The 17,944-nt window shown below is 44.8% G+C and carries 10 protein-coding genes; 2 read left to right on the top strand and 8 right to left on the bottom strand.

What is annotated here, in order from left to right; all coding sequences use genetic code 11:
* Nucleotides 1–14 precede the first annotated feature (14 nt).
* Nucleotides 15–2,984: a Tn3 family transposase gene (locus PAV_RS29295; RefSeq protein ID WP_005552026.1), complete on the top strand. Its 2,970-nt coding sequence runs from the start codon at nt 15–17 to the stop codon at nt 2,982–2,984.
* A 35-nt stretch (nt 2,985–3,019) separates the two neighbouring features.
* On the top strand, nt 3,020–3,433 hold the full coding sequence (locus PAV_RS29290) for a hypothetical protein (RefSeq protein WP_005552025.1): 414 nt from the start codon (nt 3,020–3,022) through the stop codon (nt 3,431–3,433).
* Between the two features lie 27 nt (nt 3,434–3,460).
* Here the strand turns inward: PAV_RS29290 and PAV_RS29285 are convergent, their stop codons facing one another.
* From PAV_RS29285 to PAV_RS29255, 8 genes are all read right to left on the bottom strand, one after another.
* Entirely contained in the window at nt 3,461–3,787 is a 327-nt protein-coding gene (locus tag PAV_RS29285) for a hypothetical protein (protein ID WP_005552024.1), read from the bottom strand.
* A gap of 564 nt (nt 3,788–4,351) precedes the next feature.
* Entirely contained in the window at nt 4,352–4,525 is a 174-nt protein-coding gene (locus PAV_RS37815; RefSeq protein ID WP_081505862.1) for an S-layer homology domain-containing protein, read from the bottom strand.
* The gene (locus tag PAV_RS29280; RefSeq protein WP_005552023.1) at nt 4,522–9,024 is read right to left on the bottom strand and encodes a fibronectin type III domain-containing protein; all 4,503 of its coding nucleotides are present in this window, start codon (nt 9,022–9,024) and stop codon (nt 4,522–4,524) included. The genes PAV_RS37815 and PAV_RS29280 overlap by 4 nt, the downstream gene beginning before the upstream one ends.
* A gap of 15 nt (nt 9,025–9,039) precedes the next feature.
* Nucleotides 9,040–13,680: an OmpL47-type beta-barrel domain-containing protein gene (locus PAV_RS29275; protein ID WP_005552022.1), complete on the bottom strand. Its 4,641-nt coding sequence runs from the start codon at nt 13,678–13,680 to the stop codon at nt 9,040–9,042.
* 91 nt (nt 13,681–13,771) lie between these two features.
* On the bottom strand, nt 13,772–14,887 hold the full coding sequence (locus tag PAV_RS29270; RefSeq protein WP_005552021.1) for a peptidoglycan DD-metalloendopeptidase family protein: 1,116 nt from the start codon (nt 14,885–14,887) through the stop codon (nt 13,772–13,774).
* The gene (locus PAV_RS29265) at nt 14,887–15,486 is read right to left on the bottom strand and encodes a hypothetical protein (protein WP_005552020.1); all 600 of its coding nucleotides are present in this window, start codon (nt 15,484–15,486) and stop codon (nt 14,887–14,889) included. Before PAV_RS29265 ends, PAV_RS29270 begins: the two co-directional genes overlap by 1 nt.
* Complete coding sequence (locus tag PAV_RS29260) at nt 15,458–15,856, bottom strand: hypothetical protein (protein WP_005552019.1); 399 nt, start codon at nt 15,854–15,856, stop codon at nt 15,458–15,460. Before PAV_RS29260 ends, PAV_RS29265 begins: the two co-directional genes overlap by 29 nt.
* 232 nt (nt 15,857–16,088) lie before the next feature.
* On the bottom strand, nt 16,089–17,942 hold the full coding sequence (locus PAV_RS29255; protein ID WP_005552016.1) for a CD3337/EF1877 family mobilome membrane protein: 1,854 nt from the start codon (nt 17,940–17,942) through the stop codon (nt 16,089–16,091).
* Nucleotides 17,943–17,944 lie beyond the last annotated feature (2 nt).

The raw sequence follows: 17,944 nt of genomic DNA, 5'->3' as shown, positions 1-17,944 counted from the left end.
GAAGGTGTTTTTCGATGAGGGGTAAAGAGTTATTGACGGCAGAGCAGCGAGAGGAGTTCATGCAGATCCCGTCCGACAGCGATTGGGATTTGGGCACGTACTACACATTTTCTCAACATGACCTCGACATCATTAACAACCACAGGCGCGATCACAACCGTCTGGGATTTGCAGTCCAATTGGCCGTTCTACGCTTCCCCGGATGGTCTTTATCGGATCTCAAAATGATTCCGATTCCAGAGTCGGTGCTTAGTTATATCGCTAAACAGGTTGGCGTAGAGCCGGATGTTTTCGCGCTGTACGCCCAGCGCGAGCCGACTCGCCGGGAACATATGGAGGAAATACGCCAGGCATACGGCTATCGGAATTTTACACTTCGGGAATACCGGTCAATCTCCCAAATCATGTTGAAATATGCGTTAGAGAACGGGAATGCTGATTATCTACTCCGGACGACAATTGAGGAGCTGCGCAAACAGAAAATCATTTTGCCCGGCATGACAACGATTGAGCGTGTGGTATGGGAAGCCCGCCAGCGTGCAGAGGAGAAAATATCCAAGCTGCTTATTTCGTCTCTCACTCCGGAGCAGATTGAAAAATTGGATCGCATTCTTTCTCCTATGCCGGAAAGCAGCAAGACATATCTCGCTTGGCTACGTGAAATGCCCGGAAGCAGCTCCCCTGACGCTTTCCTCAAAGTGATTGAAAAGCTTGATTTTGTAAGGGACTTACGCTTACAAATCGATACAAAGGGCATTCATCCGAATCGACTACGCCAGCTATCCAAAGTTGGGGCGCGATATGAGCCACATTCCTTTCGACGATTCGATGATCCAAAGAAATACGCTATTTTGGTCGCCTATTTCATTGAGCTTGTCCAAGACTTGACCGACCAGGCATTTGATATCCACGACCGGCAGGTCATGCAACTGCTGTCTAAAGGACGAAAAGCCCAAGAGGAACTTCAAAAACAAAACGGAAAATCGATAAACGAAAAAGTGGTTCACTTTGCTGATCTTGGGGCGGCTCTGATCAAAGCCCGAAGCGAAGGCACTGATCCGTTTGTTGCGCTTGATGCTGTCATGCCGTGGGATCAAATCGTCGCATCCGTGGAGGAAGCCAAGCGGCTGGCACGGCCCGTCGATTACGACTATTTGGACTTGCTGGAAAAGAAATTCTATGCGCTCCGGAAATATACGCCAACACTGTTAAAATCGTTGGAATTTCGATCAACCAAGTCAGCAGAGCCGCTAATGAAGGCGGTTGATATCATCCGGGATATGAATGAAACCGGAAAGCGAAAGGTTCCGGAAGGCGCACCGCTGAACTTCGTTTCGAACCGCTGGCAGAAGCACGTTTACGATGATGATGGAACAATCAACCGGCATTATTATGAAATGGCTGTTCTCACGGAGCTTCGGAATTATGTTCGTTCCGGTGACGTATCCATTGTCGGAAGCCGTCAGCATAAAGATTTCGATGAGTACCTGGTTCCGAAAGAAAATTGGGCACGAATTGAACCCGGAGCTACAAAACTCGCAGTGAGTATGTCGGGCAGCGATTACTTGACTGAACGTACGGAATCGCTGCTCAAAAGGCTAGAATGGGTTTCAAAAAATGTGGATGACCTCGAAGGCATAAACGTAGAGAACGGTAAGCTGCATATCGAACGCTTGGAAAAGGATACGCCGGAAGAAGCGCGAGATTTCAGCGTATCCTTGTATGAGCTGCTTCCTCGCATTAAGCTGACCGATCTGCTGATCGAGGTAGGGAACTGGACAAAATTTCACGAGCAATTCATTCACGCTTCAACAAATCGACCGCCGAACGATGAAGAAACAAAGGTACTCATGGCGACAATTATGGCAATGGGTACGAATATTGGCTTGACCAAAATGGCCGAAGCTACTCCGGATATTTCATACCGGCAGATGGCCAACGCAGCCCAATGGCGACTTTATGAAGATGCCATGAACAAAGCGCAAGCTGTTCTTGTCAATTACCACCATAAGTTGTCTCTTCCTTCTTATTGGGGCGATGGCACAACGTCCTCATCAGACGGGATGCGCGTTCAGATCGGGGTTGCCTCGCTTCATGCCGATGCGAATCCGCATTACGGTACAGGAAAAGGCGCTACGATTTACCGATTCGTCAGCGATCAATTCTCCAGTTTCTATACCAAAGTGATCAACACAAACGCCAGAGATGCGGTGCACGTCATTGACGGGTTACTCCATCATGAAACGGACTTGTCCATCGAAGAACATTATACGGATACAGCCGGATATACCGATCAAGTCTTTGGTCTGACACATCTTCTTGGCTTCCGCTTTGCGCCGCGGCTACGCGACCTTTCTGATTCCAAACTGTATACTATCGGGAAGCCTAGCGATTTTCCGAAACTGGAGAAGCTGCTGCGTGGCCAAATTAATACAAAGATCATTCAGGAGAATTACGATGATGTATTACGGCTCGCGCACTCCATCCGGGAAGGGACGGTTTCGGCATCACTGATCATGGGGAAACTCGGATCTTATGCTCGTCAAAACCGTTTAGCAACCGCACTCCGGGAAATGGGACGTATCGAAAAAACCATTTTCATCCTGGACTACATTTCAAGCGAAGCGCTGCGGCGGAAGATCAACCGGGGTTTGAATAAAGGAGAGGCAATGAACGCATTGGCCAGAGCGATCTTTTTTGGCAAACACGGCGAGCTGCGTGAACGCGCTCTGCAAGATCAGCTCCAACGGGCCAGTGCATTAAATATCCTCATCAATGCAATCAGTGTATGGAATACGGTTTATTTGACACAGGCAACGGAATATAGAAAGAGCCATAAGCAATTGAATGAAGAATTGTTGAAGCATATTTCCCCTCTTGGCTGGGAACATATTAATTTCTTAGGCGAATACAAATTTGATCTAAAACAAATCGCAGCTCTAAAGGGATTACGGCCTCTTAAACAGGGTTCGACCGAAGAATAGGGTGCTTTACAGAGAAAAAGTGAGGTGATTAAATCATGCTCGACTACGAAAAAGTGAAATGGATGATTCAACGTAAAAAGCGTCTGCATTACACCGATCCACGTTTTCAGGACGACTCGAATGATATTTGCAACGCATTAACGAGGGATATGAGTGAGACAATGGCTTTTCTTGAGTCATGCACCGACGAAGAGATAAATCTATTGTCCGATGAATTATTCGACGTTATTGATGCCTTTTATGAGGCGGATCAAGGAGGCGGCGGTCAATTTGTCAGCTTTCTCAAAATGCTTGCAGATAGCCGCCCAAACATGGAAATTGAGGATGAAATTCAAGGAATTGTTGAAACCTTGGACGAGCTGGCGAATAACCTTCCCGTCAATAAAGAAGATTTCCTTACCAGTGCGGAAGCAAAGAAGCAATTCGGGTTAAAAGTCGATCTCCCTTAATGCTTGCACAAAACAAGCCGGATTTCCTTAGCGTACGGAATTTCCGGCTTGTTTGAATAAATTTTCGCTTAGCGTACGTTTTCCGCGTTTTGTTGGCGGTACCCCTGGAATAAGGAGCCACCTCAAAACCTGCTGAAGCCCTAGTGGCCCTGAACCGTGATAAAACCATGAAAAACCTGTAAATTGAAGCTGTTCAGTATTCGTACGGATGGTCAGTCGATACCATCGTTGAATAGAGAATGAACCTCTAATAGATACGATTTCGCTTGGTTTCAAGCGCCCATTCTCGATCAATCTCCGTACACAGTTCACTGCACGAAATGTTGTTGGCTTTCGATAGTAACGATAAATCATGTCATTATTCCTCCTGTATTTTGATCATCCCAACTGGTGCCACACCTCCCCTCCCCCCCTTTCCAGAAACGTTTTCCTGGCTAGCCCGAGCGGCGATGAGCGGAAAGGTTTTAGGTTTGTAGGCTCGCCCAAGTGAATCGCGGGCAAGCTTCTTTCGTATGGAGAGATGGGACTTCCAGTGTACGTATCCGGCACAGCGTAAAGAACATGCAGGTTCTTGGGTTGAATAGATTGCCCGTAAGGGTCGAACAAATTATTTTGAGTGAAGTTCTCAAAATAATTTTTCGTCTATTCAAGTCAAGGTTCTGAATGTTTAGCTGAGAGGGCCGGATGCGTACGGGTACTGGAAGGGACAAATCGACAGGAGAAAGAAGCCTCGCTTCTCCCTCACGAGCCGGAAAACCTTTCCGCTGCCGGCGCAGCCGGGGGCGGAAAAAAAGAACCGGCGTAGCCGGTTCTCACCTTTTCCCTCAAATCTCTTCAATCAGTTGCGTTTATCTTTTTAATTCTTTGTTTTTTTTTGAAACAAAAAAAGACGATGGTACTATGACCACCGTCTACTTTCTACGATCTTATTTTAATTGCTTTGTAGAGCAGTTCCGCTGCTTCCGCCCGATTAACCCCTAGCTTCGGTCGAAATGTTCCATCTGGATAGCCCTCTATTACCTTTGAGGCCGCTAAGGCTTGTATCTCTTTCAATGCCCAATTTGCTATGTTCTCCCTGTCCCGGAATGTCAGCTTAACACCTTTTTTCTTTCCACCACATTCCCCAACATCTTCGCGGCTTGCTCCCTAGTTATTACCGAATTAGGACGGAATTCTAAGGTGTTGAATCCATTAACGATGCCGTTTGAATGAGCAATCTGTAATTCCCGGTAATACCACGCTTCCTTCTTCACATCCTTATAGAGCATTGGAGGAGCTTCTTTCCCTCCCAGCTCTGCTGCACGTACAATAACGGCCATAAACTCAACTCGTGTCATTCCGCGCAACGCTTCGAATTCTCCCTTCTCATTCAAGCTAAAGATGCCTCTCTTAATGAGCTCTCGAATCCGATCTTGGTTCCACAACCCTTTTATATCAGCAATGTCCTTCTCAGCAATGCCATTTTCTTCATCCTTCTTATCTGAGATGTCGCTTGCTTCTTCAGTTTTTTTTGAATCTATAATCGGATCTGGTTTCTTGCTTGTTGTTCCGGAAGAACTAGATCCCCCTGTACTCGGTTCATCCAATGTTCGTGCCTCTATGATCTGGCCTTTCGATCGTTGGCCTGATCTGTTTTCTGTCCACACCTCTACCTTCACTACGGTGCTGCTCGGCTGCTTTGTAAGGCTGTAAACGCGATCGTTTCCTCGATAGATCTCCTTGCCGTTTTTGCTTACTACAAACATTTCCCTTGCGGAGTCAAGTGAAAAGCTGTACTTCAATTCATGCTGGCTGGCCTTTACTTCTACCTTGAAATCTCCAGAAGGCATTGTTTCGAATTTCGGAACAACACTCGCTCCAGCTGCTTCGCCTGTTGAATTGTATGGAATTACGGTATATCCTTCATAGTCTTTCGTACTTTCCAATCCTTCCAGAATCGCGCTCGTTTCCGTCACCTGTAGAAGCTGTTTCTTCCCTCGATACACCCGATATCCATCTGCGCCAGCTGCAGCTTCCCAGCTCAATTTCGCGCTGTACTCGGTTATATCGCTGACACGAACCTTTAGATCGTCGATACCATCCGGAAGCATGCGCCAGATGAACGGTGTTTTCTCCCCTTCGCCCGTTTCGTTCACTGCTCGAACACTGAATCGATAAGTTTCTCCGGCGGAGAGATCTTTTGCCTTCCAAGCAGGCTCACTCACATTCCCTACTACTTGGCCATTTTGCTCAACAATATATTCTTTGGCTGAAGGAGCCGGCTTCCATGACAGCTGCAGCTCACTTCCTTGTTCATCTGCTGTAATTTCCCCAACCTCCGGCGGCAACGTCAGGAACGATATTGTCGTTCCTGGTCCGTATCCGGATCCATTCCCAGCTTCGATGATGCCTTGATAACTCGTTCCTCCCTGCAAGCCCTTTACGTTCAATTGGGTATCCGACAGCTCGTACAATCGAGATCCAACACTGACACGATATGTTGTCGCTCCTGGTACTGCATCCCACTTCATAACTGCCGTTGTCTCCGTAATATCTGTAACTTCTACGCTTCCTTCAGCAACTGATTCCGGAAGTGTAGAAGCGACTACATACGTCTCTTCTCCGGATCCGCTGCGATTCTCGGGCCGCAGGCTGAAGCGATAGGACACTCCTGGATTCAGCCCCGTGATTTCATAAGTCTGAAGTGTGCCGTAAGTTGCTGCAGTTACCGTCCCAACTTCTTGTCCGTCAACTCCAACAACGTAGTTTGCTGCCCCTTTCACGCTCGGCCACTGCAGCGTTATTCTGTCAGTACCGTAGGTCGTTGCCGTAACGCTTGTCCGTGCTGGAAGTGTAATGACATTCGCAAGCTCGGACTTCATCCCATATCCCGTATCGTTTTTTGCAGATACTCCGTAATTATATTCAGTGCCGGACTGGAGTCCGGTATCCTTATAAAAGAGGTCGGCACCTCCGTAAATAAAGCTTTGATCTCTCTCCAAATCGTAGTATGTTGCACTCGTTACCGATGTCCATCCCAAGTGAATGCCATCCGTATTGATTTGGATTGCGGAAAATTGACCCGGTGCATCCGGAAGAGATAAGAACCCAACACTTGCTGCAGCTCCTCGCCCACTTCCATTCTCCGCCGTTACTGTAACTGTATAATTTACGCCCGGCTTCAGGTTCTGGATGGGTTGATAGGTTGCATCCGTTACTGTGCTCTCATATACAAGCTGCTTTGTATCGTTCTCTCTCACCGCAATATGATATTGATCGGCGGATAGAGAAGACTCAAACTTCACACTGCCTGCAAAGGCTTCTCTTCCAATTGGACTTACCGATAATCCTTTTACTGCGGCCGGTAAGGTCAGTGCCGACACAGGTACAGTATATGCGCTGCTTCCGACATGGTTCTTTACCAGCATACGGTATTCATAAACCATACCTGGCTTCACATCTTGATCTATCAAAGTACGCTGTGGATACGCGACCGTCCAGCTGCGTCCAGTCGTCATGTTCTCGATCTCATACTCATAACCATCCGTTAATGCACTTCCTGCCGGCAGATCCCATTCTAAACTAACAAGATTCTCTTCTACCGAAGTTACGTGAAAGTTTGGTGTTTTCGGCATATGCTGCAGCTGCAGCGCTTGAGTAACAACTTGCTTCGCATTTCCTGCATGGTCTGCTGCCTTCGCATGCAGATACCACTGCCCCTCCTCTGCCAGCGTTACATGCTGCAAGTCAGCTGTAGCTATTTTCCACTGACTAGGGGCAGCTGGGCTGTTCGTAACCGCATATTGGCGGGTATTTGGGTTGACTCCGGATTGTGTATCCGAATAGTGTATCTCTGCTGCAATATCTACTGAATCCCACTGTCGAACAGCTGGTGTTATTGTAATAGTGGGTGCTAGTTTATCGATATTCCCCACCTGTATTGTTTGCTCTTTTACATTTCCTGCATTGTCTTCTGCACGAAATGTATATTGTCCATTGGCTGTAGCCACAAATTGTGCAGTGCCGTCGGTTATCTTTCGTCCGTCAGGTAGTTCAATATGCTTCAATCCTGTTTCGTAGTCCGCTGCTGTTGCTGTAATAGTGACTGGCCCCTGGCTCCAATAAGTATGATCTGTACTTACATTAAGCTGCGGAGCTGTCTTATCTTCATATTGAATATGTGCAACACTCGACACATTTCCTTGATAGTCTACAGTGGATACATGAACGTAAAAACTATGATTTTGCGGTGCCGCTGTTATGCTCGTTGCGTTTGTACTTATTTGGGTCGGAATCGTGTTGGGATTAGTATCAACGGCTACTGCATAGCCCTTTATTCCGGAAGATACCGTAACAGACTTTGGAGTAGATAGCGGCGTTTCCCCGTTCCGAGAGATACCTTTAATTGTGTAATTATAGGTCGTTCCGTTATCCGTTGCCGGCCCCCATGTAATGATCGGCTTACGGTCAGAACCGATTTTCACTTGCACATTTGACACCGGGTTTGGTGCCGCATTATCTACTGCGCTCGTATCCTCAAAGTCGGAAAGAAATCCTCGATAAACAGATTGACCGTCCCGATATACCTCCACTTCTGTGGCATATCCAAACTTAACATCGTCAATTTGAAAAATACCGTCAGTAGCCCATAAGATTAAAGGATGGATACCATTAGTCTCATAATTATACAGGCCACTATCCAATTTTGTGTTGAGACTATACGTGTGCCATTGGGCATCAGCCGGAAGGTATCTATCTGAAAATGTACCTGTAGGGGTCTGGTGCAGCTGCAGTACACTATCTCCGGCATTAAAAGTATCTGTGTTCGGTATAAAACTTTTCCCATCTATTGGGCGGCTGGTAGAAAATATAACAGTACCATTCGGATCTTCTATCATTTTTTTATTATTTGCATCCCACATGTACCACTTAACCCCATAGTTATGGTCCGTATTGTGAGATGTTACGATCACGAATAGTTGCCCATTATTGAAACTTGGCATTGAACCATCAGCCAATCTGACTGCAAAACTCTTTGGGTTACTGGTGAAGTCCACCGAGTTTGCAAAATATATTGCTTGTCCGTTATTATCATGGAACGGCATTCCTTTCTGAAGCCATTCTCCCCTGAAGTCAAAACGAGTCCAACCTGATCCTCCTAAATTTCGGGCCCTGAATGTAACGCTCAGATCTGAGCCATTTGGAAAAGATACAGCCGGAAATATACTGCCGCTCACCGTGGATTTCGTTTCTGGGTACCACCAGAAATTCCCTTCACTTTTCGTTACGGTATCTATCACTTGAAGAAAACGGCTTCCTGATGCTGCCTCATTGGAAGTGATAATGGACTGCTTGCCTAATTGAGTATTACCGCCCCCACGTAAGTCAGGGATTATATCACCTGGTTCAAAGGACGTTTGGGTCATGACATCCTCTGGAGCCATTTCTACTGCCCATTCCAATTTGACGTGACGATCTTTTTGATACGCGTTCAAGGTAGGAATTGGAGCCGTTGAACGAGCTTCTATTTTTCCACCTACAAAAGGAAATGAAGATGCTACAATCAATAGACATATTGCATGGATAAATAACTTTCGAACCTTTCTCCTCATTCTAGTGTCCTCCCCTTAGCGCCATTCCTGGGCAACGCCCAGGAATTTATAAATGAATTCAGCACCTTCTGCTCGTATTACTGTTTCTTTTGGTCGGAACGTCCCATCTGGATAGCCTTGAATAATTGTTGATGCAGTAAGGGCTTCTACTTCTTTTTTTGCCCAATCTGCAATTCGTTTTTGGTCTGTATATGATAACTTTGTACTCTGTTTCTTTTTGAGTGCATTACCCAGCATCTTTGCCGCTTGTTCACGACTAATAATTGCATTCGGACGGAACTCTCGGATATTAAAACCATTTATGATTCCATTGGAATGAGCTATTTGCAGCTCCCGATAATACCAAGCTTCCTTGTCTATATCCCTAAATAACATAGGAGGAGCTTCTTTTCCTTCCAGTTCCAAGGCTCGTACAATCATGGCCATATACTCAGCTCGCGTTACGGATCGATTCGGCTCAAACACCTTATATGGATTAGCCTTGACCACTCCTCTTTCATACAAAGACAGGATACTATCCTTGTTGTATAGCTCATCGATATCAATAAAGATATCTCCGTTATCCTTATTACTCTCTGCACTCTCATTCTTTGACTTGTCGTCATTGACTATCTCAAGGTCTTCTTGTTTCTTATTGAGATCCTTGGCAAAAGAATTATCGGATCCATTGCTACTAGAGCTAGTACCATTTGAATCTTGAGAGCTATTCAATGTTTTGGCTTTAATAACTTGTCCTTTTGAGCGCTGTCCAAATTCATTTTCCGCCCATACCTCAACCTTTATTTCCACCCCACTAGGCAGTGGTCGAAGCACAAACTCTCTATCCTTATCACGATAGACTTCCTTTCCATCTCTCACTACAACGATCGTTTCATTCTCTGAGTCAATTTCAAAGTGATACGTCAGTTTGTTTTCTGCTGCTTCCACATTTACCTTAAATAATTCAGACGGCAACGTAGCAAACGCAGGAACTTTAGCACCCTTTGTTTCTCCAGTAGAATTAAACGGAACAATTTTTAAATCTTTATAAGTTAATCCACTCGCCAGGCCATCAAGAACTGAATTCGTTTCTGTCACCTGAAGGAGCTGCTTCTTGCCTTGATACACCCGATATCCATCTGCGCCAGCTGCAGCTTCCCAGCTCAATTTCGCGCTGTGCTCGGATATATCGCTGACACGAACCTTCAGATCCTCCATACCATCCGGAAGCATACGCCAGATGAACGGTGTTTTCGAGCCTTCACCAGTTTCATTTACTGCTCGAACGCTGAAGTGATAGCTTTCACCAGCGGAGAGATCTTTTGCCTTCCATGCAGACTCGCTCACAGTCCCTACTATTTGGCCATTTTTCTCAACAATATATTCTTTGGCTGAAGGAACCGGCTTCCATGACAGCTGCAGCTCACTTCCTTGTTCATATGCCGCAATTTCCCCAACTTGTGGCGGCAACGTCAGGAACGATATTGTCGTTCCTGGTCCGTATCCGGATCCATTCCCAGCTTCGATGATGCTTTGGTAACTCGTTCCTTCCTGCAAACCATTCAAGTTCAATACAGTATCCGATAGCTCGTACAATGATTCTCCAATACGTACACGATATGTTGTCGCTCCTGGTACTGCATCCCACTTCATAACTGCCGTTGTCTCCGTAATATCTGTAACTTCTACGCTTCCTTCAGTAACAGCTTCCGGAAGTGTAAAAGCGACTACATACGTCTCTTCTCCGGATCCGCTGCTATTCTCGGGCTGCAGGCTGAAGCGATAGGACACTCCTGGATTCAGCCCCGTGATTTCATAAGTCTGAAGTGTACCGTAAGTTGCTGCAGTTACCGTCCCGACTTCTTGTCCGTCAACTCCAACAACGTAGTTTGCTGCCCCTTTCACGCTCGGCCACTGCAGCGTTATTCTGTCAGTACCGTAGGTCGTTGCCGTAACGCTTGTCCGTGCTGGAAGTGTAATGACATTCGCAAGCTCGGACTTCATCCCATATCCCGTATCGTTTTTTGCAGATACTCCGTAATTGTATTCAGTGCCGGACTGGAGTCCGGTATCCTTATAAAAGAGGTCGGCACCTCCGTAAATGAAGCTTTGATCTCTCTCCAAGTCGTAGTATGTTGCACTCGTTACCGATGTCCATCCCAAGTAAATGCCATCCGTATTGATTTGGATTGCGGAAAATTGACCCGGTGCATCCGGAAGAGATAAGAACCCAACACTTGCTGCAGCTCCTCGCCCACTTCCATTCTCCGCCGTTACTGTAACTGTATAATTTACGCCCGGCTTCAGGTTCTGGATGGGTTGATAGGTTGCATCCGTTACTGTGCTCTCATATACAAGCTGCTTTGTATCGTTCTCTCTCACCGCAATATGATATTGATCGGCGGATAGAGAAGACTCAAACTTCACACTGCCTGCAAAGGCTTCTCTTCCAATTGGACTTACCGATAATCCTTTTACTGCGGCCGGTAAGGTCAGTGCCGACACAGGCACAGTATATGCGCTGCTTCCGACATGGTTCTTTACCGTGATTCGGTATTCATAGGTTTTTCCTGCTTCAACATTCTGATCCTGGAGTGTATGCCCTGGATAAGCGACCGTCCAGCTGCGTCCAGTCGTCAGATTTCCAATGTTATATTCGTAACCATCCGCTAGTACATTCCCTGCTGGCAAATCCCATGCTAAATGTACTGTTTCGCCTTCTACCGATGTCACTCGGAAATTAGCAGGCTCTTGCGGTATACTTTGAAGCTGTAGTGATTGACTCGAAACATTCTTTATATTTCCGGCTTTATCTGCTACTGCAGCATGAACATACCACTCACCTTCATTCGTAATGGTAATGTGCTGCACATCGGCTGTAGCTGTATTCCAATTTGCAGGAGGAACCGGGCTATTTGTTACCGCATACTTTCTACTATTTGGATCTACCCCAGATAAACTGTCAGAATATCGTATTTCTGCGGGAATATCCGTAGAATCCCAAGTACGGTTAATCGGATTTATCGATATGGCTGGAGCAGATTTGTCGATGCTCACAGTAATCTCTGTTACCGGTCCTATATTCCCTGCCTGATCAATCGTACGGGCAGAAACGCGTGTACTTCCTTCTTTCGTTATTTGAATAGGTGAAGAATAATTCACCCATCCTTGACCATCTATGTTAAATTCACTATTCCGTATACCACTTAGAGCATCATCCCCATGCTTAAGCGAAACGAGTACATCCTGATTCGTCCACCCGGTAATACTAGGTTGCAATTTCGGTGAAGTCGGAGGTGTCCGATCAATATTCACTGTTATAGAGGATTCAGGGCTCACATGTCCTACTTGGTTTATCGTGCGGCCGGAAATACGAGTGATTCCTTCTTTTTTTATTTCAATTGGTAGCTGATATATTTGCCACGGCTGACCGTCAATACTGTATTCACTCTGCTTTAGAGGACTAAATGAACTTTTTCCATCTTCCAAACTTACTGTCACATTATTATTACTCCAGCCATTATGATTGGCTGTAAAAACCGGAGATGTGGGTTGCGACTTATCTACGTAAACGCTAGAAGTCACTTCATTACTTATGTTTCCTGCCCGATCGATTGTGCGAGCAGCAATATGAATGACACCTTCGGATTGAATCACAATGTCTTCTCCGTCATTACGCGACCAATTTTGAGTCGCGTTTCCTGACAATTTATATTCGGTACGAGCAACACCAGATAACGCATCCACTCCAGGTATAATATTTACTTTTATTGGCTGAGAACTCCATTTATCAGTACTTAGAATAATCTTTGGTGCTGTTGGTGGTGTTCTATCAATGGTAATTTTCCCTTTGTACATTACCGTTACAGGAGGCGACTTATGATCGTTTGCCGTAACCGGAATGTTTGAATATACTCCCTCTGGCACCCGATCTACCGGAAGACTCATAAACCAATTACTCTCTCCAGGATGTATCGTCATACCAAAAGGATGGCCAGCAAAATCAACTTCTATATTTAATTCATCTTGATCCGGATCACTTACTTTCCCATCCAAATGAACGAAGTAACTACCAACCCGATCATACTGTTCCACTTCTAAGATTGGAGATAGATTTGGAGGAGTAAATTCAATCTCCACTTTTACATCCAAAGTGCTAGAAGCAGTATCCGGATAGAAAGAAATCTTCTCCCCCGATAAAAATAGCTGAAACTCACTCTTTCCATCTAAAGTAATGTCTCTATATTCTTCATTTACTTGCTCTTTACTCGGTACATTCCCTGAGTTCCAATCTCCCTTTGACCCTCCCGTACTTGTAAAGACCAGATTTTCAGTTTGTCCGTTAAAGCTAAGTTTTGAGTAAGACCAGATACCGATCATGTACCCGTCTCCTCCGCCATGCCCCAATGTTGCATAAGAGTTTTGTGACCCTTTAATCGTAATACGATGTATTTTCAAGCCATCTTTATATCTCATAGATGGTGGTATGAGCTCCCACAGATCAAATTTACCTACCTCGTTTTCTTGTCCCACTGTGGTACGAAGATAAATAGATTTAGAAACAGTTTGTGGTGCAGCAGCATTCGCCACCCTCATGCCAAACGGTTGTATGATAAAACCGATAAGCAATACAAATGAGCAAATGAAAGAAGTACATTTATTAATTAAAGCTCTCATATCTTTACCTCCAAATAAATACTATTTTCATCCGAAAACTAGGATATTAGGAAACGCAGTACATACATACGAACCTCCGTTTGTTATATTTTCAATTATCAAGGATATTAGGATTAAACTTTCGTACGTACTCTATCGGATCTACAGGTTTCCCATTTATGTGAACTTCAAAGTGTAGGTGAGCGCCGAGCGAATTTCCAGTATTGCCGGCATTTCCAATCACTGTACCCGCCTGCACCTTTGTCCCGACCGCGATCCCTTTTCTGATCATGTGAGCATAAAGGGTTTGGACTCCCTTCCCGTGTTCGATAATTACTGCATAGCCATAGGATCCTCTCAGACCGCTATATATAACCTTTCCTGGTGCGAAAGCTACTATTTTCTTCCCTGAAGTATTTCCTGCAGCCGCCATGTCGAGGCCCTTGTGCAGCTTCCCCCATCTTGTCCCATATCCAGATGTAATGTACATACCATCTGGTAAAGGCCAAGCGGTATCATCGATAACCACCGGAACGGAGCCGGTCGGGATCCCATCGACAAAACGAGTCGCCAAATCCATTACTTGCTGAACGTAAAATTTCGAATGGTTGTATGCATATATCGATTCTTCGTACAACCCTTCCGCTGCTCCATGTTTGGCTAAATAGTTTGCTGCGCTAAAAATAGCATCCTTCAGATTCATTGGGTCGGCCTTCCCGTCACCATCACCGTCCACCCCGTATCCGCCATACTTTTCAATCATTATCGGATCGGTCAAGATGTAATCAGGTATGTCCAAGTCACCTAATGCTGTTCCACCTGGATAACTCCATCCGATCCAGGATCGTTTCATAAACTGCATATGTCCAATAGCTCCCACAGCACTTCTGGATAAATCTCGTGAGAAGTCGGTCTCTACCTTATGTATAGCCGCTAGAATACTCCACGGCACACGGAACCTTTCTTCTGCTTCCAGATAAACAGGTATAAATGCTGAAGGTATTACTTTCTGCCCGTATGTGGACTGCGGCATGCTGTCTCCTACGGTTCCCTTGCCCAATGTAGATATCAACATCAGGTAAATCATGATAATAGCCACAACTAGAAGGAATCCTACTACTCCCATAGATATTGCGATTTTCGTTCCAATAGCTTTGCGCAGTACTTGTTTCGCAAGATCATTAGCAGCTACGGATTCCTCATTTGAAACTTGTGAATGTTCTTCCATTAGTGACCATCTCCCTCAATATTGAAGGCAGTCACTTTCCACCCTTCTTTATACTTTTTTAAACTTACGAAAAATTCCTGTTCTTCATTGACAGTAACGCTCCATATAACCTCACCCGCAGTCTCTTGATCTACAGGAAGTACTTTTGTCGAGGTAACCTTGGAATTTTCTTTTTCCCGCCGCACATACTTATTCTCTTGTGCATAGAGTTTATCCGACATTAAATCTTTTACGCTTTCCGGATAAATACGAGGTTTTGTAATATCGAATTCATAGTATGCTTTGATGAATTCCGTAGCTATTGACTGTGTTTTCTCTATTTCATTATTTGAAAGTAATTCTTTCGATTCCTTATGTTCAGCATTTGCAGTACCATCACTGGTCTGTATGCCACCTGAGTTCTTTATACTTTCACTAGCTTCGGGGATCGTTTTCACAGATTTCTTCGATTCTCCTGAAATTTGCGTTTCAGGAGAATCGAAGTATCCAGATAGGTACAAAAACAATAGAGAGATCCCAGAAAATAACGTCAGAATGATAATGAATAGCTTCACACGATCCCTTTTCTGGCTATAGTTCAGTTTTAGCACCTGTATCAATGTCCTTCCTCTTCAAATGGTTCTCAACGGTACTTTCTTTTTTCGTCACTGGCTGTTCTCGACGCTTGCCCACACTGTTAGTCTTAGAACTTGTTACATGTTCTTTAGCAACTGAGTGGTTCTGATGATGACCTGATGCTTTCTGAATTGCTTCTGCTCGTAGTGACTCCACACTTCTATTATCCCAAGACATATCATCTGGTTCGTAATAATTTCTTTCTTCAGGTGGAGGTGGTTCAGGTAAAGGAACTTCCGTATACTTTTTAGCCTCATGGAAATAGCGAGGTGACTTTTGAAGGAGGTCTTCCCTCTTGTTTACATCCTCCGGATTCCTCTCTTCCCTTCTGACTGCAGGATTACTTATGTTCATTTTCCCATCAGCGTTACGAGATACACGTAAAACAGGGTTAGCAGCTTTGTCTGATGTTTTTCTGCGAGCTTTAACTGTCTGAATACTATTTTCTTGTTCTTGCGCTCCTGCATGAGTCTCAGTGTTCTGCCTAACCCCGCCATTCTCTTCATTGCTTCCATCTCTTTCTTCACGGGCACCTGTAGGTGCTGCTGTAGATTGTTCTACAGCTCGTGTAGAATCGTCCGCATTTCTATGGATTGATCCCGGAACAATGGCGAGTTTTTTTTCCAGCCTCCGGACTCCTCTCTTCCCTTCTGACTGCAGTATTACTTATGTTCATTTTCCCATCAGCGTTACGAGATACACGTAAAGCCGGCTTAGGAGCTTTATCCGATGATTTTCTGCGAGCTTTAACTGTCTGAATACTATTTTCTTGCGCTCCTGCATGAGCCTCAGTATTCTGCCTAACCTGGCCATTCTCTCCATTGCTTCCATCTCTTTCTTCCAGGGCACCTGTAGGTGCTGCTGTAGATTGTTCTACAGCCCGTGTAGAATCGTCCGTATTTCTATTAAATGATCCTGGAACAAGAGTGAGTTTTCTCGTAACCCCTGCATTGTCTGGTATGTTAGATTCAGGCTGCTGCTCTCTGCTTGCAGCGGCTTCACTCATCCCCCTAGATACTGCATTCGATTCTCTTTGAACAGGTGGATGCGATGTGGAACCACCTTTGGGATTGCTTTGTACAAAATTTTTAGAACCCTTAAATGCACCTTTGACTAGCTTGCTTGCATTTTTCCATTTCATGTAGTTCAACATATCATTACTACCAGAGTTAGCATTGCTTCCGCTTATTCGTGCAACAAATGAAAATAACTCTTTCCTCTTTATCCAAATGCCTACATAAGCCACAATTTGGCCAAAGATGATGAATAAGAAACCGGAGTTATTCTTTTGAAGAACGTTATATAGCAAGCCAGCTACCGTAAAGATAATTGTCATTAAGAGGGCTATGCCCACTTTCATTAATAAGTTGTGAAGTGTCTTCATTGCCCAACTAGTAGCTGTATCCCTCCATGCCGGAACTAGCGATATCAGCAGCGGCACTGGACTAAACATAACGAATGCAATGAACATGATTTGAAAAAATAACACAGATCCAGATAGAAGGATCATTTGAACCGCTAATATCCCTCCTGCTACAAGTTGCAGGAGAACGAAGCTCAATCTATCTGCTAGTCCTTCAGAACCCATCATTTGATTGTTCTTGACGGTTACTTCCTCTTTGATAATTTGATTTCTCCCTTCGCTATTGTAATCTAGCGCGAGGATACTATCGACGCGTGCTGGATCTACTGATGTTGTACCGTACTGCATTAACAAGTATGGTTTCTTTATCATTAAATCGAACATTTGATTTTGTATTGATGCCAGTCCTTCTTCAGCTGAGTAGCTTTTCCCCGGATTAACAAGGGTACCAGAGAGACTGAGGACACGGTTCTGCAGCTCCTTTGATGCTCCATTTACTGTGGAAAGTACCAAGCTCGCATTAGAAAAATATCCAAGAGAGAGAACGAATATAATAAGCATCGATACTAACCCCGACATCGCCTTTGATTGTTCTCTTTTTAGAATAAAAACATACGAAGCCCAAGCAGCCGTTACCGTAATGATCAGTAAGATTAATGCCGGCCAAAGGCCATAATCTTGAAACCCACCAGAGGTAAAACCAGCAATTGTTTGAATTCCTTCACCGATATACTGAACAAGCATATCAACGATATCAAGCGAATAGGCTTCACCTACAATCTTAATGGAGAAATTAAATACCATCCGATCGAAAGACCATAGGGTATTAATAATACTTAGCTGCATACTCAGCAGCTCATCGCTGACATGACCGACAACATTTAGTGGATTCCAAGTTGCATCTATCCATAAATCCACATTGTAACGAGAATTAGGGTACCTATTGAATTCAAGCTCCACGTTCCCCATATGCGTACGTGGATCCTGTGGAATCAAACCATCTTGTAAAGGAGAAGCCTGCACAGGGTACCCGACAAATGTAATTAGGATGAAGAAGAGCACAGCTACACGTTTCATCA

Source organism: Paenibacillus alvei DSM 29, from assembly GCF_000293805.1.
Taxonomy (GTDB): domain Bacteria; phylum Bacillota; class Bacilli; order Paenibacillales; family Paenibacillaceae; genus Paenibacillus_B; species Paenibacillus_B alvei.
The sequence above is the reverse complement of the archived record's forward strand: the minus strand, read 5'-3'. Positions and strand labels throughout refer to the sequence as shown.